20 protein-coding genes are annotated in these 21,169 nt (G+C 56.0%); 7 read left to right on the top strand and 13 right to left on the bottom strand.

Annotated features, from left to right (window positions below; translation table 11 throughout):
* Position 1: 1 nt before the first annotated feature.
* From artJ to WFN87_RS14645, 3 genes are all read right to left on the bottom strand, one after another.
* On the bottom strand, positions 2-733 hold the full coding sequence (gene artJ / locus WFN87_RS14655; RefSeq protein ID WP_336983289.1) for an arginine ABC transporter substrate-binding protein: 732 nt from the start codon (positions 731-733) through the stop codon (positions 2-4).
* A 20-nt stretch (positions 734-753) separates the two neighbouring features.
* A complete protein-coding gene (gene artP, locus WFN87_RS14650) occupies positions 754-1,482 on the bottom strand; it encodes an arginine ABC transporter ATP-binding protein ArtP (RefSeq protein WP_008461079.1) in 729 nt (242 codons plus the stop codon).
* 227 nt (positions 1,483-1,709) lie between these two features.
* Positions 1,710-2,234 (bottom strand): lipoprotein, encoded by a 525-nt coding sequence (locus tag WFN87_RS14645; protein ID WP_039301490.1) that lies wholly within the window; start codon positions 2,232-2,234, stop codon positions 1,710-1,712.
* 108 nt (positions 2,235-2,342) lie between these two features.
* On the opposite strand from WFN87_RS14645, the gene WFN87_RS14640 reads away from it, so the two are divergent.
* Positions 2,343-2,666 carry a heavy metal-binding domain-containing protein gene (locus WFN87_RS14640; protein ID WP_166995462.1) on the top strand — a complete coding sequence of 108 codons (324 nt, stop codon included), beginning with the start codon at positions 2,343-2,345 and terminating at the stop codon, positions 2,664-2,666.
* Positions 2,663-3,493: an N-acetylmuramoyl-L-alanine amidase gene (locus WFN87_RS14635; protein ID WP_008461084.1), complete on the top strand. Its 831-nt coding sequence runs from the start codon at positions 2,663-2,665 to the stop codon at positions 3,491-3,493. The genes WFN87_RS14640 and WFN87_RS14635 overlap by 4 nt, the downstream gene beginning before the upstream one ends.
* On the opposite strand, the gene WFN87_RS14630 is transcribed toward WFN87_RS14635, so the two are convergent.
* The 4 genes from WFN87_RS14630 to poxB form a co-directional block, all read right to left on the bottom strand.
* Positions 3,490-4,500 carry an NAD-dependent epimerase/dehydratase family protein gene (locus tag WFN87_RS14630; protein WP_008461085.1) on the bottom strand — a complete coding sequence of 337 codons (1,011 nt, stop codon included), beginning with the start codon at positions 4,498-4,500 and terminating at the stop codon, positions 3,490-3,492. The genes WFN87_RS14635 and WFN87_RS14630 overlap by 4 nt on opposite strands.
* 88 nt (positions 4,501-4,588) lie before the next feature.
* The gene (locus tag WFN87_RS14625) at positions 4,589-6,040 is read right to left on the bottom strand and encodes an SDR family oxidoreductase (RefSeq protein WP_336983288.1); all 1,452 of its coding nucleotides are present in this window, start codon (positions 6,038-6,040) and stop codon (positions 4,589-4,591) included.
* Positions 6,041-6,055: 15 nt separating this feature from the next.
* Complete coding sequence (gene ltaE, locus WFN87_RS14620; RefSeq protein WP_008461087.1) at positions 6,056-7,057, bottom strand: low-specificity L-threonine aldolase; 1,002 nt, start codon at positions 7,055-7,057, stop codon at positions 6,056-6,058.
* A 65-nt stretch (positions 7,058-7,122) separates the two neighbouring features.
* Positions 7,123-8,844, bottom strand: a complete 1,722-nt coding sequence (gene poxB, locus WFN87_RS14615; RefSeq protein ID WP_336983287.1) for a ubiquinone-dependent pyruvate dehydrogenase — start codon at positions 8,842-8,844, stop codon at positions 7,123-7,125.
* A gap of 150 nt (positions 8,845-8,994) precedes the next feature.
* On the opposite strand from poxB, the gene WFN87_RS14610 reads away from it, so the two are divergent.
* Complete coding sequence (locus WFN87_RS14610; protein ID WP_166995468.1) at positions 8,995-9,426, top strand: DoxX family membrane protein; 432 nt, start codon at positions 8,995-8,997, stop codon at positions 9,424-9,426.
* A gap of 35 nt (positions 9,427-9,461) precedes the next feature.
* On the opposite strand, the gene hcr is transcribed toward WFN87_RS14610, so the two are convergent.
* The 4 genes from hcr to aqpZ form a co-directional block, all read right to left on the bottom strand.
* Entirely contained in the window at positions 9,462-10,430 is a 969-nt protein-coding gene (gene hcr, locus WFN87_RS14605; protein WP_336983286.1) for an NADH oxidoreductase, read from the bottom strand.
* Between the two features lie 9 nt (positions 10,431-10,439).
* Positions 10,440-12,092 (bottom strand): hydroxylamine reductase, encoded by a 1,653-nt coding sequence (gene hcp / locus WFN87_RS14600; protein WP_008461093.1) that lies wholly within the window; start codon positions 12,090-12,092, stop codon positions 10,440-10,442.
* Positions 12,093-12,233: 141 nt separating this feature from the next.
* Positions 12,234-13,133: a lysine exporter LysO family protein gene (locus WFN87_RS14595; RefSeq protein ID WP_336983285.1), complete on the bottom strand. Its 900-nt coding sequence runs from the start codon at positions 13,131-13,133 to the stop codon at positions 12,234-12,236.
* 144 nt (positions 13,134-13,277) lie between these two features.
* Positions 13,278-13,973 (bottom strand): aquaporin Z, encoded by a 696-nt coding sequence (gene aqpZ, locus WFN87_RS14590; RefSeq protein WP_039291469.1) that lies wholly within the window; start codon positions 13,971-13,973, stop codon positions 13,278-13,280.
* 410 nt (positions 13,974-14,383) lie between these two features.
* Here aqpZ and WFN87_RS14585 point away from each other — a divergent pair, with 410 nt between their 5' ends.
* Positions 14,384-16,039, top strand: coding sequence for an ATP-dependent endonuclease (locus WFN87_RS14585; RefSeq protein ID WP_008461098.1), 1,656 nt, complete (start codon positions 14,384-14,386; stop codon positions 16,037-16,039).
* Positions 16,040-16,060: 21 nt separating this feature from the next.
* On the opposite strand, the gene WFN87_RS14580 is transcribed toward WFN87_RS14585, so the two are convergent.
* Entirely contained in the window at positions 16,061-17,008 is a 948-nt protein-coding gene (locus WFN87_RS14580) for a DUF535 family protein (RefSeq protein WP_166995474.1), read from the bottom strand.
* Between the two features lie 142 nt (positions 17,009-17,150).
* Between WFN87_RS14580 and macA the strand changes: the two genes are divergently transcribed.
* Together macA and macB are read left to right on the top strand one after the other, a co-directional pair.
* Entirely contained in the window at positions 17,151-18,266 is a 1,116-nt protein-coding gene (gene macA / locus WFN87_RS14575; RefSeq protein ID WP_008461100.1) for a macrolide transporter subunit MacA, read from the top strand.
* On the top strand, positions 18,263-20,209 hold the full coding sequence (macB, locus tag WFN87_RS14570) for a macrolide ABC transporter ATP-binding protein/permease MacB (protein ID WP_166875463.1): 1,947 nt from the start codon (positions 18,263-18,265) through the stop codon (positions 20,207-20,209). The genes macA and macB overlap by 4 nt, the downstream gene beginning before the upstream one ends.
* 77 nt (positions 20,210-20,286) lie before the next feature.
* Here macB and cspD read toward each other — a convergent pair whose 3' ends face one another.
* Entirely contained in the window at positions 20,287-20,508 is a 222-nt protein-coding gene (gene cspD / locus WFN87_RS14565; protein WP_008461102.1) for a cold shock-like protein CspD, read from the bottom strand.
* Between the two features lie 323 nt (positions 20,509-20,831).
* Between cspD and clpS the strand changes: the two genes are divergently transcribed.
* Positions 20,832-21,152 (top strand): ATP-dependent Clp protease adapter ClpS, encoded by a 321-nt coding sequence (gene clpS, locus WFN87_RS14560; RefSeq protein ID WP_008461103.1) that lies wholly within the window; start codon positions 20,832-20,834, stop codon positions 21,150-21,152.
* The last annotated feature ends 17 nt before the right edge of the window (positions 21,153-21,169 follow it).

Here is a 21,169-nt window from a genome sequence, read left to right as displayed (position 1 = left end):
ATTACTTCTGGAACCATTTGTCGTAGATGGCTTTGTAGGTGCCATCTTGTTTCACTTTATCCAGCGCGGCGTTGAATTTGCTCTGCAGGTCAGTGTTGCCCTGGCGCAGGGCGATGCCGAGGCCGGTGCCGAAGTAATCTTTGTCGGTCACTTTGTCACCCACGGCAACCAGTTCCGGGCTGGCTTTCAGCCACTCTGTCACCACGGCGGTGTCGCCGAAGACCGCGTCGATGCGACCGTTCTGCAGATCCAGCTTAGCGTTCTGGTAGCTGTCGTAAGGCACGGTGGTGATTTCCGGGTGTTTGTCGGTGATGTATTTCTGGTGGGTGGTGCCGTTCTGGATGCCCACTTTTTTGCCTTTCAGCGCGGCAATATCAGCGTACTTGCCCTTCATGCCAACGAACAGCGCGGAGTTGTCATAGTAAGGTTTAGTGAACAGTACCTGTTTTTCACGCTCAGGGGTGATGTCCATCCCCGCCATTACCGCGTCAATACGGCGGAATTTCAGGCTTGGGATCAGGCTGTCGAAGGCCTGGTTGGTGAAGGTACAGGTGGCATCGATCTGCTTGCACAGGGCGTTAGCGAGATCAACGTCAAAACCGACGATCTTGTTGTTGGCGTCGATAGACTCAAACGGAGGGTAAGAGGCTTCGGTAGCAAAACGGATAGTCTGTGCGGCGGTAGCAGAAAGGCTCAGAGTGGCTAAAAGAGTGGCCAGCAAAACTTTTTTCATTGTCGTTTTCCCGTTCAACATCAGTGAGAGAGATAGAATTTAAACGCATCGGTTTGCGGGTTAGCAAAGCAGCTGGCATCACCTTGTTCGATGATGTGGCCGTTTTCCATATACACCACGCGGCTGGCGGTTTTACGCGCCACTTCTACTTCATGGGTCACGATGACCTGAGTAATGTTGGTTTCCGCCAGTTCGCGGATAATGCTGACGATCTGCGCGGTGATTTCCGGATCCAGAGCGGCGGTAGGCTCATCAAACAGCAGAATCTGCGGCTCCATCATCAGGGCGCGGGCAATGGCAACACGCTGCTGCTGGCCACCGGAAAGGTGCAGCGGATAGCGGTCCATGTAGGGCTTCAGGCGCAGGCGTTCAAGCAGTTTATCGGCGCGTTCACGCGCCCGATCTTTGCTTAATCCGAGCACGCGGCACGGCGCTTCAATCAGGTTTTGCAGCACGGTTAAATGCGGCCACAGATTGTATTGCTGGAAGACCATACCGACGTTCTGGCGCAGATCGCGAATCGCTTTGTCGCTGGGGGCTTTGGCGAAGTCGAAAGTCGTGCCCGCAATGCTCAGCTTACCGGAACGCGGCATCTCAAGCAGGTTAAGGACGCGCAGCAGAGAGCTCTTGCCGGCGCCGCTCGGGCCCAGCAATACCAGCGTCTCGCCCTGCGGGCAATGTAGTGTGATATCGAACAGCGCCTGATGGGCACCGTAAAAGCAATTAATGCTGTCTAGTTGAATACTCATGCGCTGAAGTTGAATAGCAATTGAGGCCGCAAAGGGTACCTTTAACAGAATAGTTATGCAATCTTTGTGCGTTAAAACTTATAAGCAACCACTTACACTGCCTAAAGTTAGCACAAAATAGCGAGGCGGGTGGTGGCTAAGTATAAAAAACCGAGATCCCTGAATATACCAGACTATTTACAGGGGTTACGTTTCTTCCACCCGCATAGCGTCAGAATAAATTGCCGCTATTTGCCTTCAACTGCCTGACGCAGCGTGCCGGTTGGCGCATGGCTCGCCGCGCCGAGGTAACGCACATCGTCCACCGCCCAGCATTGGCCTTCACGGACCATCAACACTTCATCTTTCCAGGTCTGGCTGCCGCGGGTCAGCTCGACGCGCAGAGGAATATTTCGCGCATCGGTATTCGGGATAGTTGACGCCGAAGCCACGCTGGCTTTGTCAGGGCCTTCAGACTGGCTGGAGAAGATATCGCTGCGGGTAAACGCGCTTTGCGCCGCCGGAGAGGTGCTGGATTTTTGCAGAAGCTGGAACAGGGAGTCGCTCAGATAGGGGCGCAGCGCGGCAACGGAACTCAGGCCTTCGCCCTTGTGCGCGATACGGTAATCATAGAACTGCTGAGCGACATCATCCGGGCCGCCGCTGACGCAGGGGCCGCTGCGGGTGCCGATGTCTTTGAAGGCCGGAGTGACGGTGGTACAGGCCGACAACACCAGCGCACAGGGAAGAAGAGCCAAAGCCGAGCTGCGCATTTTTATTTCCTTATTTTCTCAGGAGGACTACCTTAGCATAGCGTATTGGCTCAAAATCGCGTGGCGATTGCCGGGCTAACATGTTGATGGCAAAGAGAGGAGAACGTGATGCAGTTTACAACGACGCCAGGTCTGGAAGGCCACACCATTACTGAATACTGCGGCGTAGTGACCGGGGAAGCTATCCTGGGTGCCAATATTTTCCGCGATTTTTTCGCCGGGGTTCGCGATATCGTCGGCGGCCGCTCGGGGGCTTATGAAAAAGAGTTACGCAAAGCGCGGGACATCGCGTTTCGTGAAATTCAGGCACAGGCCGAAAGCCTGGGCGCTAACGCTGTGGTCGGGATTGATATCGACTATGAAACCGTCGGCAAGGACGGCAGTATGCTGATGGTTTGCGTCAGCGGGACGGCGGTGAAAACGCGCAAATGAAAACCAGGATCTTAGCGCTTGCCCTGGCGCTGTTACTGGCGGGCTGCGCCGGGCAAAAAGGGATTGTCGATCGAGGCAGCTATAAAGTGGACACCCTGCATCAGGCTCAGGCCGCTTATCCGCGGGTGAAAATTCTGGTGATCCATTACACGGCGGATGATTTTTCAAGTTCGCTTTCCACGTTGACCGATCGTAACGTCAGCGCCCACTATCTTGTTCCTGCCGAGCCGCCGCTGTCCGGCGGGAAACCCGTTGTCTGGCAGTTGGTGCCGGAAGAGCAGCTGGCCTGGCATGCCGGGGTCAGTTTCTGGCGAGGGGCTACGCGGATTAACGACACGTCCGTAGGTATTGAGCTGGAAAACCAGGGCTATACCCGGGTTGGCGGTGTTCAGCGCTTTTACCCCTTCAGCCAGCCGCAGATTGCGGTGCTTGAGGATTTAGCGAAGCAGATTATTGCGCGCTATAACATCGCGCCGCAGAACGTGGTCGCTCATGGGGATATCGCGCCGCAGCGCAAGGTTGATCCTGGCCCGCTGTTCCCCTGGAAGCAATTTGCGGAAAAAGGGATTGGCGCATGGCCGGACGCCGCTAGAGTGGCGTTTTATCTTAACGGCCGTGGCCCGCTGCAACCTGTGGATAAATCCGAGCTGCTGGATGTGCTTTCCCGGTATGGCTACGAAGTGCTGCCGGGCATGACCGAGGCGCAGCAGAAAAGAGTGATTACCGCCTTCCAGATGCACTTCCGCCCGGCCAACTACAGCGGCGAGGCGGATGCGGAAAGCCTGGCGATCGCCGAGGCATTACTGGAGAAATACGGCCAGGGTTAGCCCCGGTGCAGCGTGCCGTGATCTTTCAACCACAGCGCGGTACGGCGAATGCCTTCATCAAGGGTGACGATAGGCTGATAGCCCAGCTCCGTTTCCGCACGCGTGGTGTCCAGCGTTAAATCGAAGTTCAGCTTGGAGACGCCGTAGTGCGTGAGCACCGGCTCTTTGGCAGACTTATTGCCAAAGTGCTCCAGGCTGCGGGCGATGATATCCAGCATCGGGTACGGCACCGAGCGAATGCGGCATTTAATGCCCAGCTCGTCGATCAGCTTCTGCACGATGGTCCGCAGCGGGCGGGCTTCCATGTTGGTGATGTTGTAGGCGCGGCCAGAAGGTAAATTCTGTTTCTGTGTCGCCAGCCACATCGCGTGTACCGCGTTTTCCAGATAGGTCATATCCACCAGCGCATCGCCGCCGCGCGGCAGCAGCACGCTGCCGTAGTGGCGCATCATCTGCACAAGGCGCGGGAAAAACACTTTGTCGTGCGGCCCAAACAGGCTTTGCGGGCGCAGAATGGTAAAACGGGTGTTCGGGTTGGCCTGCGCCAGCAGCTGAATCACCTCTTCGCTGGCGGCTTTGCTGCGGGCAAATTCGTTGGCGAAGCGCACCGGGCGAAAATCTTCGCTGATGTTGCGGTGGTGGTGGTAGTCGAAGTAGAGCGACGGCGACGAGATATGAATAAAGTCACGCACGCCCCAGGCCACGGCCCATTCGCCCAGACGGCGTGTGGCGCGGACGTTGGCGAGGTCGAAGGCTTGCTGGGTTCCCCACGGCGAGGTGAAGCTGGAGCAGTGCCAGAGCGTGTCGACGTCCGCAAGCATCACTTTCGCCTGGGAAGAGACCAGCTCCGTCAGGTCGGCATGGACAAATTCAGCGCCCATTTTCTGCAGCAGTTTGCCCATCGCTTCGTTGCGCCCGGTGGCCCGAACGCTGATGCCTCTGGCGCGTAAATACTCGACCGCGTTTCGGCCTAAACCGCTGGTGGCGCCCGTGACCAGTACCTTCATGTGACCAACTCGTTATGTTTTGGATTAACGCTGCGCATTTTTCCGTGAAACGGCAGCGCATGCAATGGGAATACTGAAAGATTAGGAGCTAACTTCTCTTTTTGATCGAGTTTTGTTCCGCTAAATGAACAATTCGCCGCGCCATTCCCCTAAAGATAAATAAATGGGCGGGGATCATCGCCAGCCAGTAGATCAAACCGGCGCAGCCGTGAGGATGCCACCAGGCTCTGACGTCCAGCCGACGCTGCTTGCCATCATCCTGCAAGGTCAACGACAGCCGCCCCAGGCCTGGGGCCTTCATACCAAACAGCAGCGTTAGCTCTTTTTCTGGTTCAGCGATAATCACTTTCCAGCTATCGACGGTGTCGCCCACTTCCAGCGTGGCTTTATCAGGCCGCCCTTTAGCAAGCCGATGCCCGACCAGCAAATCCATCAGCGCCCGAGTTTTCCACAGCGCATTGCCAAAAAAGTAGCCTTCTTTACCGCCTAGCTGGTTGATCACCTGCCAGAGCGAAGAGAGTGAGGCCTGGGTGGCCAGCGTGCAGCCCGCCTGTTTAGCAAAAAAACCGTAGTCAGGTCGCCAGCGGGCAAACGCCTGGGCATCGTAGCCCCAGTCCTGGGAGTTGGCGAGCCGGTGTTCGTTGGCCAGCGTCAGGCGCACGGCGTCGTCAAAGCTGATGAGCTGCTGCGGGATGCGTTCGCGCAGGCTACGGTCATCCGCCAGCAAATCGTGTTCCAGACCCTGAATCAGCGCCTTAGCAATACCGGGCGGCACCGAGGTAATGACATTCAGAAACCACACGGAAATCCAGCTGGTGGGGAGTGGCACGGGGATCAGCGGGCGGCGGCGGCCGCTGATAGCCATAAAGCGCTCGAACTGCTGCTGATAGCTCAGAACTTCCGGTCCGGCGGCTTCAAACAGGCGATGTTCTGTGGCCGGATGGTCCAGCAGTGCGACGAGGTAGTGCAGCAGGTTATCCAAAGCAATGGGTGAAGTACGGGAGCGAACCCAGCGCGGCGGCGTCAGCACCGGCAGGTTGTACACCAGATCCCGCATGACTTCGAAGGCCGCCGAGCCCGCGCCAACAATAATCCCCGCGCGAAGTTCGGTGACAGGAACGCCGGAATCTCGCAGGATATCTGCGGTGATTTGCCGGGCTTTCAGGTGCTTTGAATGAGTTTGCCCGCTTTTGGCCTGCAAAGCGCTGAGGAAAATGACCTGCTTGACCGGATGTTCGGTCAGCGCGTCGCGCATGTTCAGCGCCGCCTGACGTTCGAACTCCATAAAATTATCGCCGTCGCCCATGCTGTGGATCAGATAGTAGACGGTATCCGCCCCTTCGAGCAGGGCACCCAGGCGGTGCGGCCAGTGCAAATCTACGTGCCGGCATTCTACGCCTGGCCAGGGCTGTTTTTTTAGCCAGTCAATGCGGCGGGCTGCGGCGGTGACGTGATGTCCCGCCGCCACGAGTAACGGCACCAGATGCTGGCCAATGTAGCCGCTGGCGCCGAGGACCACTATCCTTTGAGGTTCTGCCATCGTCCCTGAGTCCCGTTAGTTTTGCAGGAAGCTGCGCCAGTGGGCGACGACTTCAGCCAGCTGGCTGCGGGTGACGTCCAGATGGGTGACCAGCCGAGTTGCCGGACCTGCGCTGAGGATGATGCCGCGCTCACGCATGTAGGGCCCTAAATCTTCTGCTTCTTCCGCCGTCATGCGCACAAAGACCATGTTGGTGTCCTGACGCATCACATCGACGCCGATTTCGCGCAGCTCGCCTGCCAGCCAGTGGGCGTTGTCGTGGTCTTCTTTCAGCCGCCCGACGTTATTTTTCAGCGCATACAGGCCTGCCGCCGCCAGAATACCGGCCTGACGCATACCGCCGCCGGTCATCTTGCGCCAGCGTACAGCGCGTTTGATGTACTCTTTACTGCCCACCAGCAGGGATCCCACCGGCGTGCCAAGACCTTTCGACAGGCAAATGGTGAAGCTGTCGCAGTAGCGAGTAATTTCTTCCAACTGGCAGCCGTAGGACACCACGGCGTTAAAAATACGTGCGCCATCTACGTGCAGAGCCAGATTGTGCTTGCGGGTGAATTCCCAGGCCTGCTGGAGATATTCGCGCGGCAGCACTTTGCCGTTATGGGTGTTTTCAAGGCTCAGCAATTTAGTGCGGGCGAAGTGAATGTCGTCCGGTTTAATTTTTGCCGCCACTTTATCCAGCGGCAGCGTGCCGTCACGATCCGCTTCAATGGGCTGAGGCTGAATGCTGCCCAGCACCGCTGCGCCGCCAGCTTCGTAGAGGTAGTTATGTGCGGCCTGGCCAACGATGTACTCTTCGCCGCGCTCGCAGTGGCTGAGCAAAGCTACGAGGTTGGCCTGCGTGCCGGTAGGTAAAAACAGGGCAGCTTCTTTCCCGCTGATTTTTGCCGCGTATGCCTGAAGCTCGTTAACAGTGGGGTCATCGCCGTAAACATCATCCCCGGTCGGGGCGGCCATCATTTGCTCCAGCATGGCGCGGGAAGGGCGGGTAACGGTATCGCTGCGTAAATCGATCATGACGGGTCCTTTATCGAGAGGCTGCGCCCGGACGGTTATCCGGGCGCCTGAGGCAACCTTCTTTTTTACCGGAACCAGTTGGTTTTCGCCAGCTCGATCACTTCATCTCCTCGCCCGCTGATGATGGCGCGCAGCATATACAGGCTGAACCCCTTAGCCTGCTCCAGCTTGATCTGCGGCGGGATAGCCAGCTCGTCTTTGGCGACGACAACATCGACCAGCACCGGGCCATCGGTGCTGAAGGCCCGTTCCAGTGCAGCGTTCAGCTCCTCAGATTTTTCAACGCGGATGCCGGTAATGCCGCAGGCCTCGGCGATACGGGCAAAGTTGGTGTCGTGCAGTTCGGTACCGTCGGTGAGGTAGCCCCCGGCTTTCATCTCCATCGCCACGAAACCGAGCACGCTGTTGTTGAACACCACGATTTTAATCGGCAACTTCATTTGTGCTACGGACAGGAAGTCGCCCATCAGCATGCTGAAGCCGCCGTCACCGCACATCGCCACCACCTGGCGATCGGGCGCGGTGGCCTTGGCGCCCAGCGCCTGCGGCATAGCGTTAGCCATTGACCCGTGGTTAAACGAGCCCAGCAGGCGGCGTTTGCCGTTCATTTTCAGGTAGCGCGCGGCCCAGACGGTAGGCGTGCCTACGTCACAGGTAAAAATGGCGTCATCGGCGGCGTAATGGCTTATTTGCTGCGCCAGATATTGCGGGTGAATTTGCTTGCCTTCCGAGGGTTTGGCCAGTTCATCCAGCCCTTCACGCGCTTTGCGATAATCCTCCAGCGCTTTGTCGAGGAAGCTGCGATTGGTTTTCTCCTCCAGCATCGGCAGCAGGGCGGACAGCGTGGCTTTGATATCGCCCACCAGCGCCATGTCGACCTTGCTGTGCGCGCCTATGCTGCCGGGGTTGATATCAATCTGGATAATTTTTGCGTCCGTCGGGTAGAACGCGCGGTAGGGGAACTGGGTGCCGAGCAGGATCAGCGTGTCGGCGTTCATCATCGTGTGGAAGCCGGATGAGAAGCCTATTAATCCGGTCATGCCAACGTCGTAAGGGTTGTCGTACTCAACGTGTTCTTTGCCACGCAGGGCGTGAACAATGGGCGCTTTCAGGGTTGCCGCCAGCTGCACCAGCTCAGTATGTGCCCCAGCGCAGCCGCTGCCGCACATCAGGGCGATATTGTCGTTGTAGCGCAGAAGTTGGGCGAGTTTTTTAAGCTCATCGTGAGGGGGAACCACGATGGGCGGCGGTGCAGGATACCAGTGCGTCGTGGCATGCTCTGGCGCGGGTTTGAGCGCCACGTCGCCGGGCAGTACCACCACGGAAACGCCCCGGTTCAGAATGGCTTTGCGCATGGCAATCGCCAATACCTGCGGGATCTGCTCCGGGTTAGAAACCAGTTCGCAATAGTGGCTGCATTCGCGGAAAAGCTCTTCGGGATGCGTTTCCTGGAAGTAGCCGCTGCCAATTTCGCTGGAGGGAATATGGGCTGCAATGGCGAGAACGGGCACGTGATTGCGGTGGCAATCGTACAGGCCGTTAATCAGGTGCAGGTTACCTGGCCCGCATGAACCGGCGCAGACAGCAAGCTCGCCGGTGAGATGCGCTTCGGCCCCGGCGGCGAAAGCGGCCACTTCTTCATGGCGAGTTGGCATCCATTTAATCGTGCCCATCCGGTTGAGGCTGTCGCTGAGGCCGTTCAGGGAATCGCCGGTGACGCCCCAGATACGTTTCACGCCCGCGCTCTCAAGGGTTTTGGCCAGCCAGGCCGCTACGGATTGTTTCATCGGTTTTCCTTGTCCAGTGTGATAGCGCTTACAAGCTTAGTTCAATTCTGCGTAACGGCAGGGAATAGCCTCCCTAAAATTGGGGCTATTTGTTAGCAAATATTAAGCGTAAATTATTCTCGTTATCATTTTAAAAGGGTGGCAATTCATATGGTTACTAAATTGTTAAATGCAGTGAATGGCGCGCTAAACAAAGACGATCTGGGAAAATTGTTACTGCGTCTGGCGGTAGGCGGCCTGATGCTGTTTCACGGCCTGCACAAGCTGTTTGGCGGCGTGGACGGGATTAAGGGAATGCTGGCGGCGCATGGCATCCCGGAGTTTGTCGCCTATGGCGTGCTGCTGGGTGAGGTGCTTGCCCCGCTGCTGATTATTTTAGGGATCCTCACTCGCCTGTCCGCGCTTGGGCTGGCGTGCACGATGATTGTGGCCTGGCTGCTGGTGGGCGTGGGGGAAACCTTCATGCTGGATAAAACCGGGGCCTGGGGCGTTGAAAGCCTGATGTACTTTTTCCTCGGCGCGCTGGCGATAGTCTTTTGCGGCGCAGGGCGTTACGCGTTTGGCAGGTCGGCCTGGCGGTAGAAAAAGAAAAGGCACCGTGAAGGTGCCTGTTTAGATCAGGCGAGCACCAGGTCGCTCTGAGGGTGGCAGGAGCAGGCCAGCACGTAGCCGCTGGCAATTTCTTCTTCCGTCAGTGTCATGGTGCTGGAGACGGTATAGTCGCCAGAAACCACTTTTGTTTTACAGCAGCCGCAAACCCCGGCACGACAGACGGCGTTCACCGGCACGCTGTTGCTCTCCAGCGCGGCAAGCAGCGTGCTGCCCACCGGTGAGTAGAACTCACGCATCGGCTGGAGCGTGGTGAACTTCAGGCCGCCCGCTGAGGGTGCAGCGGCTGGCGTGAAGAACACTTCCCGATAAAACGCCGTGACTCCCAGCGCTTTCACTTCTTTCTCAACCATGTCCATATAAGGCGCAGGCCCGCAGGTCATAACCGTCCGGCTGGCGATATCCGGCACTGTGGCCAGGATCTCGCGAGTCAGTCGCCCGGCGATAAAGCCGTGAGTGGCGTTGTTTTCTGCCACCAGCGTGACCGGGTAATGCCGCCATTCGTCAGCAAAAATCACGTCCTGCGGGGAGCGTACGTTGTAGACGACCTGCACGTCCGCTTGCGGGCGGTGTTTTGCCAGCCAGCGGCGCATGGCCATAATCGGCGTGACGCCGCAGCCCGCCGCCAGCAGCAGATAGCGCCCCGACACGATGTTTTCACAGCTGAACTCGCCCTGGGCTTCAGACAGCCACAGGTAGTCGCCGGCTTTCACTTCTCCGGTTAGCCACTCCGAGCCAGCGCCGCCGTCGATGCGCCGTACCGTCAGCGTGATGAACTCACTCAGACCCGGAGTGGAAGAGATCGTATAGGCCCGCAGCGTCTCGCTGCCGTTGCGAATGCTCACCAGGGCATATTGCCCGGCTTTGTAGGGATAGAAGTCGTGGTTGATCAGCGACAGCGTCCAGACATCCGGCGTTTCCTGGTGAATATGGTGTACCTGCATACGGTGCGGGCACAGCGGCGTTGGCATGGTCATGGCTGCTCCTTAAGCGCTCATTAACTGTTGGATGTCTTGCTCAACGGTGGTGATGGCGCGCAGGCCAAATTTCTCGTTCAGCACTGCCAGCAGGTTTGGCGTCAGGAAACCAGGCGCGGTTGGCCCGGTGACAATGTTGGTGACGCCGAGCGACAGCAGCGTGAGCAGAATTACAATCGCCTTTTGCTCAAACCAGGAGAGCACGAGGCTCAGCGGCAGGTCGTTCACGCCGCAGCCCAGTTTCTCTGCGAGGGTGACTGCCAGAATAATCGCTGAATATGCGTCGTTGCACTGGCCGGCATCTACCAAGCGCGGCAGCCCTTCGATGTTGCCGAAATCCAGCTTGTTGAAGCGGTATTTACCGCAGGCCAGGGTCAGGATTAGGCAGTCCTGCGGCACGCTGGTGGCGAAGTCGGTGAAGTAGTTACGTTCTCCGCGTGCGCCGTCGCAGCCGCCGACCAGGAAGATGTGGCGAAGTTTTTCGCGGCTAACCAGATCGATGAGCGTGTCTGCCGCACCCAGTAACGTCTGGCGGCCAAAGCCGACGGTGATCAGGTGTTCGATTTCGCTGTACGGGAAACCGGCCATTTGCTGGGCCTGGGTAATCACCGGGCTAAAATTGTCGCCTTCGAGGTGGCTGACGCCCGGCCAGCCGACGATGCTGCGGGTCCAAATTCGGTCATCGTACGAGCCCACGGTTGGATCGATGATGCAGTTGGAAGTCATGACAATAGGGCCTGGGAAGCGGGCGAATTCCGTTTGCTGGTTCTGCCAGCCGCTGCCGTAGTTGCCGACCAGGTGTTTGAATTTCCGCAGTTCTGGATAGCCGTGCGCCGGGAGCATTTCACCGTGGGTGTAGACGTTCACGCCGGTGCCTTCGGTTTGCTCGAGCAAGTTATAGAGATCTTTCAGGTCATGGCCGGAAATCAGGATGCACTTCCCGGCGACCGGGCGTACGTTAACCTGGGTTGGGGTTGGATGGCCGTATTTGCCGGTTTCCCCCTGATCCAGAATGCTCATCACTTTGAAGTTCATCTGGCCGATTTCCATGGAACAGTCCAGCAGCGCGCCCATATCCGCAGGCCAGGTGCCGAGCCACGCCATGATGTTGTGGTACTGGGCGTAGATATCGTTGTCGTACTGGCCCAGCACATGTGCGTGTTCCATATAAGCGGCGGCGCCTTTCATGCCGTACAGGCACAGCAGGCGCAGGCCGAGAATATCTTCGCCAATGTCGGCTTTGTCACGATTTGGCGTGAATTCAGCGGCCTGGCGCTGAAGTTCACCGAGGTCACTGCTGACCAACTGAAGCTCTGCCATCGGGTGAGTGACGATGGCCGCAGGATCGACAGCCAGCGTACGGATTTTCAGATCTTCGCGCATGGCAATGGCATCTCGGGCATAGCCAACGATGCGGCCGGAGTCGAAGTTCACGTTGGTCAGCGTTGAGAAGAAGGCGCGGGGAGCAAAGTTATCAATCTCGTGGTCGATAATACCGCGTTCGCGTGCGGCAACGGCCCAGGCGGACAGCCCCTGCAACGTCGCGATCAGCAGATCCTGTAGGTCGGAAGTCTGGGCCGTTTTACCGCAGACGCCCTGGGCATAGGCGCAGCCGTCGCCGGCCGGGGTACGAATGGTCTGTTCACACTGCACACAAAACATGATGTCACCTTAAAGTTATATTTTAAATACATGTTTAAGGTTAGGCTCCGGCTCAACAGGTTAAAAGGACTTTTTGGTGCAACTTAAAGGGAGATTGATATAGCTCAACTTTGGCGGCAGCAGGCTACCGCCAGAGAGGTATCAGGCGGCGAAGAAGGCGATGAGCAGCGGGGTCAGCAGGCTAAGAATAAATCCGTGCACAATGGCGGCAGGCACGATTTCCACACCGCCGCTGCGCTGCAGCACCGGCAGGGTAAAGTCCATCGAGGTGGCGCCACAAAGGCCCAGAGCCGTTGAGCGGCTGCGGAGCACCAAAGCCGGGATAAGCATAATAGCCAGTAATTCCCGCACCAGATCGTTAAAGAAGGTTGCGCTGCCAATCACCGGCCCGTAGGACTCAGTCATCAGGATCCCGGACAGCGAATACCAGCCGAACCCAGAGGCCATAGCCAGACCTGTTTTTATCGGCAGGCCAAGCAGTAGGGCGTTGATCGCCCCGGCGACCATTGAGCTGAAAACGACCACAATGGCGACAATAATGCCGCGACGGTTGAGAACGATTTGCCGGAAGGTCATGCCGCTGTTGCGAAGCTGGATCCCGACCAGCAGCAGCAGGAAAATAAGCGTATATTCGCTGGCCTCTGTGGCGTATTTAAGCACCTCAAATCCGGTCAGCCCCAGCAGGAAGCCCAAAGCCACTACCCCGCAAAGCTGTAAGGACTCCAGGGCCATCGCCAGGCGCGAGGGGAGTTTTTCCTGTTTGTGCTGATGCCGCCACGGGAGAGCACGTTCCAGCAGCAAGAGGCCGGCGATGTTACACAGCAGGATCACCCCGACGCTTATCACCGAGTAATGCAGGATAGTCAGCAGGTTGCTGGCGAGATTATCGAGGAACGCCAGGCTAATGCCCATCAGGAAGAGGATCACGTAAACAATCCAGCCCAGCAGGCGGTGAATCAGCCTGAGCAGGTGGATTTGTTTCAGCGGAATCAGGTAACCGACGAGCAACGGCACCAGGATAATAAGTAATCCTGACAGCATGGGAGGGACAGTCCTTGTAGTTAAAATGTTACGACGGATGTCACACTACCGAAAGAAAGGAATTGAGTCGAGTAGGGGCGAAGAAAAAGGTTTATGCGGGGAAAAGAAAACGGCAGGCTTACCCGAGTAAGCCTGCCTCGGGGCCTAGCTGCGTTTTTCCAGCAGGGTGCGGTAAATAATACCGCCCAGGATCCCGCCAATAATAGGCATCACCCAGAAAAGCCACAGTTGATCCAGCGCCCAGCCGCCCTGGAAAATAGCCACTGCGGTACTGCGCGCAGGGTTTACTGAGGTGTTGGTAACCGGAATACTAATTAAGTGAATTAAGGTTAATGCCAGGCCAATGGCTATTGGCGCAAAACCCGGTGCAGCAAATTTGTCCGTTGCACCGTGAATAACAATCAAGAATCCACAGGTTAATACGATTTCAATCACAATGGCGGACAGCATGGAATATCCACCCGGAGAATGTTCGCCGTAGCCGTTAGAAGCAAATCCGCTGGCTGCGGCATCAAAGCCTGCTTTACCGCTGGCGATTAAATAAAGGATAGCGGCAGCGACAATCCCGCCAATCACCTGGGCAATAATATAGCCAATCACTTCTTTAGCCGGGAAGCGGCCACCGGCCCAGAGGCCAAGTGTGACGGCCGGGTTAAAGTGACCACCGGAAATATGGCCGACGGCAAAAGCCATGGTCAGCACGGTTAAACCAAATGCCAGCGCGACGCCGACAAAGCCAATGCCTAATTCCGGGAATGCTGCCGCTAATACTGCGCTACCACAGCCACCAAATACCAGCCAGAACGTCCCGAAGAACTCGGCTGCTAATTTTCTAAACATAACCACCTCTGATAAAAGCCAGAAACAATGCAAGGTTCACGCGCTAAATCACATGACCCTGACTGTCGCTAATTCACCGTCATCAAGTGAATGACGAAAGTAATATTAAATGCGCGTTAATATTAGGTATTTCGCCATTTCGCCACCAGTACAATAAATTCTAGTTTTTTGATTTAGGGCAATGAGGTGTTATTCCTTTTCTGAGGAGAGGTAGCAGAAGTATAGGTTATCTTTGAATGAAGTAAGAATATTCCGGATAATAAAAAAATACGCCTCAGCACGAATTGATTATGGTAAAGGCGGCGTGCGTTTATCGCGTAACGCTTTGACATTGTGTGGTTACATTGCCTTCCGGGTTGCCGCTATACTCGAAAAGGACGCTGGATGAAAGCGGATGCACAGGAGGCGGTATGTTTCTCGAGCGAGTTGAGATGGTTGGTTTTCGCGGTATTAACCGTTTGTCGTTAATGCTTGAGCAAAACAACGTGCTGATTGGCGAAAATGCCTGGGGTAAATCCAGCCTGTTAGATGCGCTGACTTTGCTACTTTCCCCGCACCGGGAGCTGTACCATTTTGTTCGCGAAGATTTCTATTTTCCCCCCGGCGAGCTGCATGGCCGTGAAAGTCACCTGCAAATCATCCTGACCTTCCGCGAGGCGGCGCCTGGCCACCATTTAGGGCGGCGGTATCGTAACCTTTCCCCGGTTTGGGTGGCGGGGAACGACGGCTTCCATCGTATTTATTACCGTCTGGAAGGAGAGCTTGGGGATGAAGGGACGGTTTTAACGCTGAGAAGCTTTCTCAATGCCCACGGCCAGCCGCTGGCGCTGGACGAAATTGACGACATGGCGATGAATATCACGCGGCTGAACCCGGTGCTGCGCCTCAGAGATGCCCGATTCATGCGGCGGCTGCGCAACGGAAGCATGCCCGAAATGCCGGAAACGGAGCTGACCGCGCGCCAGCTGGATTTCCTGGCGCGAGAGCTGGTATCAAGGCCGCAAAACCTCACCGATGCGCAGCTGCGGCAAGGGCTGTCGGCCATGGTACAGCTGCTTGAACACTATTTCTCTGAGCAGGGCGCGATAGCGCACCAGCGCCTGATGCGGCGGCGTTCTCATGATGAGCAGCGCAGCTGGCGCTATCTGGATGTGATCAACCGGATGATCGACAAGCCAGGCAGCCGTTCGCACCGCATGATCCTGCTGGGCATGTTTTCCACGTTGCTACAGGCGAAGGGCAGCATTGCGCTCGACAGGGACGCTCGCCCGCTGCTGCTGGTGGAAGATCCTGAAACCCGGCTGCATCCGATTATGCTGTCTGTCGCCTGGCACCTGCTGAATCTGTTGCCGCTGCAAAAAATTACCACGACCAATTCCGGCGAGTTGCTCTCTCTGACGCCGGTAGAACAGGTTTGCCGGCTGGTGCGTGAATCCTCCCGAGTGGCCGCGTGGCGGCTTGGACCGGGCGGTATGAACGCGGAAGAGAGCCGGAGAATTGCTTTCCACATTCGTTTTAATCGCGCGTCGTCACTCTTTGCCCGCTGTTGGTTGCTGGTGGAAGGCGAGACCGAAGTGTGGGTGATGAACGAACTGGCGCGCCAGTGTGGGCACCATTTTGATGCCGAAGGCGTGAAGGTCATCGAGTTTGCACAATCTGGCCTGCGCCCGCTGATTAAGTTCGCTCGCCGGATGGGCATTGAATGGCATGTGCTGGTGGACGGGGATGATGCCGGTAAAAAATATGCGGCAACCGTACGCGGCTTGCTGGACAATGACCGGGATCAGGAGCGCGATCATCTTACAGCGCTGCCTGCGCTGGATATGGAACACTTTATGTATCGGCAGGGATTTTCGGATGTGTTTCATCGCGTGGCTCAGTTGCCCGAAAATGTGCCGATGAATTTGCGCAGGATTATTACGAAAGCTATTCATCGTTCGTCAAAGCCGGATTTAGCTATCGAAGTGGCTCTGGAGGCGGGGCGTCGCGGCGTGGATGCGGTTCCGCCGCTGTTTCGTAAAATGTTTTCTCGGGTGCTTTGGCTGGCGCGTGGCCGGGCGGATTAGCGCCCGGCTGGAAATGCAGATCTAGAAATGACCGTTGATGCTGTTCATCATGCCGTCGAGCAATTCATAACGGCGGCGATATTCTGCACGTTTTTTGCTGGCAATGTCTTCCAGCGGTTTGCGTTCCACGCTGGATGGCAGGGCAAACAGGCCGTCGGCGCGAGGTTCACCGCTCATAGACTGCCAGAAACTGTCATAGTCCGCATGTAGACTGTCTTTTTTCTTCTTCTCGTAGCGCCATGAACGGTAAATATGCGTCCCGTTGCCGACGGCCAGAATGCGCTCTGCGTCGAGAAGCTTCGCCAGTTCACAGGCAACCTCAAGCAGCATGCGTTTCGGGAACAGCCCGTGGCAAGCCTTTGTGGCAGCCTGAATGGCTTCATGAGGCACCCAGGTTTTGGCTCCCTGCAGGCAGCCAATAAAGAAGGTGTTCTTGCCTTCAAACTGGTTGAGAGTAAAGGTCATACGCGCCAGGGGAACGCCCTCTTCATTACAGAAGTTCAGGAAGGCTTCGCCTTCTTTACCTTCAATATCGTGAGAGGTGAGATCGATAAACATCAGCTCGTTGTTTTTACCCACCAGCGTGGCCAGGCGGTAACCTTCTGCAGAGAAATGCCCGTTAAGCATTTTTTTCGGCATTTTCTCGGCAATTTTCTGGTAGTGGTAAGCGATAGTATCCCGCGTATGCTTGCGTTTTAGCGGCAGCGCAAGGTAAGGGCGATGCAGGCGGCAAGGCAGACCAGGCTGAGCGTTCAGCATGCTGGCAAGATGAGGCTGGCTTGCGAGGTTGTTCATCAGGCTGACGGTGTGCAAAGGCATCGCCAGTGAGCGTAAAATAAACTTGCGGCGGTAAGCCTTCTTGCCCCAGGATGCTCCCGGCTGCCATTCCCCCGTCGCGAGGGAAAGGAAGAGTTTCCAGCCTGTTTGAGGCAGTGCTTCGGTAACATGCGCGGCAGCGATCTGGGACATAATAACAACCTGATATTCGGGAAAGATGGCACTATTTCAGCACGCCGGATGTCAACCGACGTTCAATAACTGTTACATATCTTCACATTGTGCAGTTTGTTTAAGAACCGTTTAATCATGCGCTAGCTATTTCAGGATTTATATGAAAATTAAGGGAAAATTTAAAAAACGTTATTGGCTTTACGCGCTGCTGGTGGTGATATTTTTCCTCTGGCTTTGGCAGTTTTTGCATGTGCCAGCCCCACAATATCAAACGATGATCGTGCGTAAGGCTTCGCTTCAGCAAAGCGTTCTGGCCACCGGAAAGCTCGATGCCGTGCGCAAAGTTGACGTCGGGGCGCAGGTGAGCGGGCAGTTAAAAACGCTGTCAGTTAGCATCGGCGATAAAGTAAAAAAAGATCAGCTTTTGGGGGTTATCGATCCCGAACAGGCAGAAAACCAGGTCAAAGAGGTTGAGGCCACGCTGATGGAGCTGCGTGCCCAGCGTATGCAGTCCGAAGCTGAAAGTAAGCTTGCCGCGGTGACACTTTCCCGCCAGCAGACGCTGGCAAAAACTCAGGCGGTGTCCCGCCAGGATCTTGATAAAGCGGCAACCGATTTGGCGGTAAAACAGGCTCAGATTGGCACCATTGACGCCCAAATTAAGCGCAATCAGGCTTCTTTGAGCACCGCGAAAACTAACCTCGAGTTCACCCGTATCGTCGCGCCAATGGCGGGGGAAGTGACGCAGATAACGACGCTGCAGGGGCAAACCGTGATTGCGGCGCAGCAGGCGCCAAATATTCTGACGCTGGCGGATTTAAGCACGGTGCTGGTGAAAGCGCAGGTCTCTGAAGCCGATGTTATTCATCTCAAACCGGGCCTGAAAGCCTGGTTTACGGTACTTGGCGACCCGATGACGCGCTATGAAGGCGTGCTGAAAGATATCCTGCCGACGCCAGACAAAGTCAATGAGGCCATTTTCTATAATGCGCGTTTTGAGGTGCCGAATCCGAAGGGCATTCTGCGCCTGGATATGACCGCTCAGGTGCATATTCAACTCGGCAGCGTAAAAGATGTACTGACGATTCCGCTGGCCGCGCTGGGCGAACCGATCGGTGATAATCGCTATAACATCACGGTGTTGCGCAACGGTGAAACCAAAACCCGTGAAATAACTATCGGGATGCGAAACGACACCCAGGTTCAGGTCGTTAATGGGCTGGAAGAAGGCGAAGAGGTGGTGACTGGTCGCGCCAATGCCGGGAGTAGCAAATGACGGCGCTGCTTGAATTAAAGGACATTCGCCGCAGCTATCCTTCTGGTGAAGAGCAGGTTGAGGTCCTGAAGGGCATCAGCCTGACGATTGAAGCCGGGGAAATGGTGGCGATTGTCGGTGCGTCCGGTTCCGGTAAATCGACGCTAATGAACATCCTCGGTTGCCTGGATAAACCCAGCAGCGGCAGTTATAAGGTCGCGGGCGTGGATGTGTCGGGGCTGGATAACGATGCGCTGGCGACGCTGCGTCGCGAGCATTTCGGTTTTATCTTCCAGCGTTATCACCTGCTTTCTCATCTGAATGCTTCGCAAAATGTTGAAGTCCCAGCGGTGTACGCCGGGACAACGAGAGCCCAGCGTCAGCAGCGGGCGCATGAGTTGCTTGGGCGTTTGGGGCTAAAGGAGCGGGTGGAATATCTGCCGTCACAACTTTCGGGCGGGCAGCAGCAGCGCGTCAGTATCGCCCGTGCGTTAATGAACGGCGGGCAGGTGATTCTGGCGGATGAACCCACGGGTGCGCTGGACAGTCATTCCGGCGAAGAAGTGATGGCCACGCTGAAGCAACTGCGCGAGCGCGGGCATACGGTGATTATTGTGACTCACGATCCGGCCGTGGCGGCGCAGGCTCAGCGTATTATTGAAATTCGCGACGGAGAAATTATCAGTAATCCTCCGCCGGTTCATCAGCCTGCGGCGCGCATGGTTGAAAATCAAACGCTGCGAAGCGGTTCGTCGATACAGCAGGTCATCAGCAGTTTCCGCGAGGCGCTCGGCATGGCCTGGCTGGCGATGGCTGCGAACAAGATGCGCACGCTGCTGACCATGCTTGGCATTATTATTGGTATTGCCTCAGTGGTCTCCATTGTCGTGGTGGGCGATGCCGCCAAGCAGATGGTGCTGGAGGATATTCGCTCCATCGGCACCAATACGATCGATGTCTACCCCGGTAAAGATTTTGGTGATGACAATCCGCAGTTCCAGCAGGCATTAAAATATGATGATTTGCTGGCTATCGGCCAGCAGCCTTGGGTAAGTTCGGCCACGCCTTCTATTTCCAGCAATTTACGCCTTCGCTACGGCAACGTGGATGCGGCGGCCAGCGTCAATGGCGTCAGCGGCGACTATTTTGATGTTTACGGTATGACTATGAGCCAGGGCGCAAGCTTTAACGACGAGCAGATGAAGGGCCGTGCGCAAGTTGTGGTGCTGGACGCCAATAGCAAAAGGCAGCTTTTCCCGAACAAAAGTGATGTTGTCGGGGAAGTTGTGCTGGTGGGGAATATGCCGGCCACGGTGATTGGCGTGGCGGAAGAGAAACAGTCGATGTTCGGCAGCAGTAAAGTGCTGCGCGTCTGGCTGCCTTATAACACGATGGCCGGGCGCGTGATGGGGCAAAGCTGGCTCAACTCAATAACCGTACGTGTTAAAGAAGGGTACGACAGCCACGAAGCCGAGCAGCAGCTTAATCGCCTGCTGTCGCTGCGTCATGGCAAGAAAGACTTTTTCACTTATAACATGGACGGGCTGTTGAAAACGGCGGAAAAGACCACACGTACTCTTCAGATGTTCCTGACGCTGGTAGCGGTTATTTCGCTGTTGGTTGGGGGGATTGGGGTCATGAATATTATGCTGGTGTCGGTCACTGAACGTACCAAAGAGATCGGTATCCGTATGGCGGTGGGCGCCCGAGCCAGCGATGTACTGCAGCAGTTTTTAATTGAGGCGGTGCTGGTTTGCCTGGTCGGTGGCGCGCTGGGGATATCGCTGTCGCTGGTTATCGCGTTCACGCTGCAGTTGGTGCTGCCGGGCTGGCAGATAGGTTTCTCGCCGGTGGCGCTGCTGACCGCGTTTGGCTGCTCCACGGCCACGGGGGTGCTCTTTGGCTGGTTGCCGGCCAGAAACGCGGCGCGCCTGAACCCCATCGATGCACTAGCTCGTGAGTAATCCCGGCGGTTGGTCATAAAAATGCCAGCCTTATGGGCTGGCATTTTATTTGCGGGATGTACACAATTAATGGGGAACTACGCGACCGCTTCCGCCTCGTGGGGAACGATCAGGCTGGCATGGTTGCCTTTAGGTCCCTGATGCACATCAAACCTGACAAGCTGTCCGGCTTTTAACGTTCTGTACCCGTCCATTTGAATGGTGGAGTAGTGAGCGAAGATGTCTTCGCCGCCGCCTTCCGGGCAGATGAAACCGAACCCTTTGGCGTTATTGAACCATTTAACAGTACCCGTCTCCATGCTTCGACATCCTTCGTAACTCTTAATAGTGAGATGGAATCAACCGGTGGGTAAGGGCGGGCTGTTCAAAACCTCGCCAACTCACCCCGCTACAATGTAGATATTTTATACACTGCGTCAAGCGTCTGGCGGGGCAGGTAAGGCAACAATGAGTCAAAAATTTGAAGCAGTTAACGCTATTGCTATTAATGTGATGTAGCTCGCTTACGGAGATTCGTTACGGGATCGAATACGTTGTCATACGTTTGCGAAAAGCGTATTACACTCAATATAAGGCCTTGCCTGACAGTATGTTGGGCTTCAACAAACGATGATAAATCGCAATGGGTAAGACGAACGACTGGTTGGACTTTGACCAAATGGCGGCGGATAAACTGCGCGAAACGCTAAAACCGCCCTCCATGTATAAAGTTATACTGATGAACGATGACTACACGCCAATGGAATTTGTTATTGACGTACTGCAAAAGTTCTTTTCTTATGATGTTGAACGTGCCACGCAGTTGATGCTCACGGTTCACTATCAGGGTAAAGCTATCTGTGGCATCTTTACTGCAGAAGTAGCGGAAACCAAAGTGGCGTTAGTGAACCAGTATGCAAGGGAGAACGAGTATCCGTTGCTGTGTACGCTAGAAAAGGCCTGACAAGGCCGATAATTTGG

The sequence above is a fragment of the Cedecea sp. AS113 genome, from assembly GCF_037152415.1.
In the GTDB taxonomy this organism is placed as follows: Bacteria; Pseudomonadota; Gammaproteobacteria; order Enterobacterales; family Enterobacteriaceae; genus Cedecea.
The sequence above is the reverse complement of the archived record's forward strand: the minus strand, read 5'-3'. Positions and strand labels throughout refer to the sequence as shown.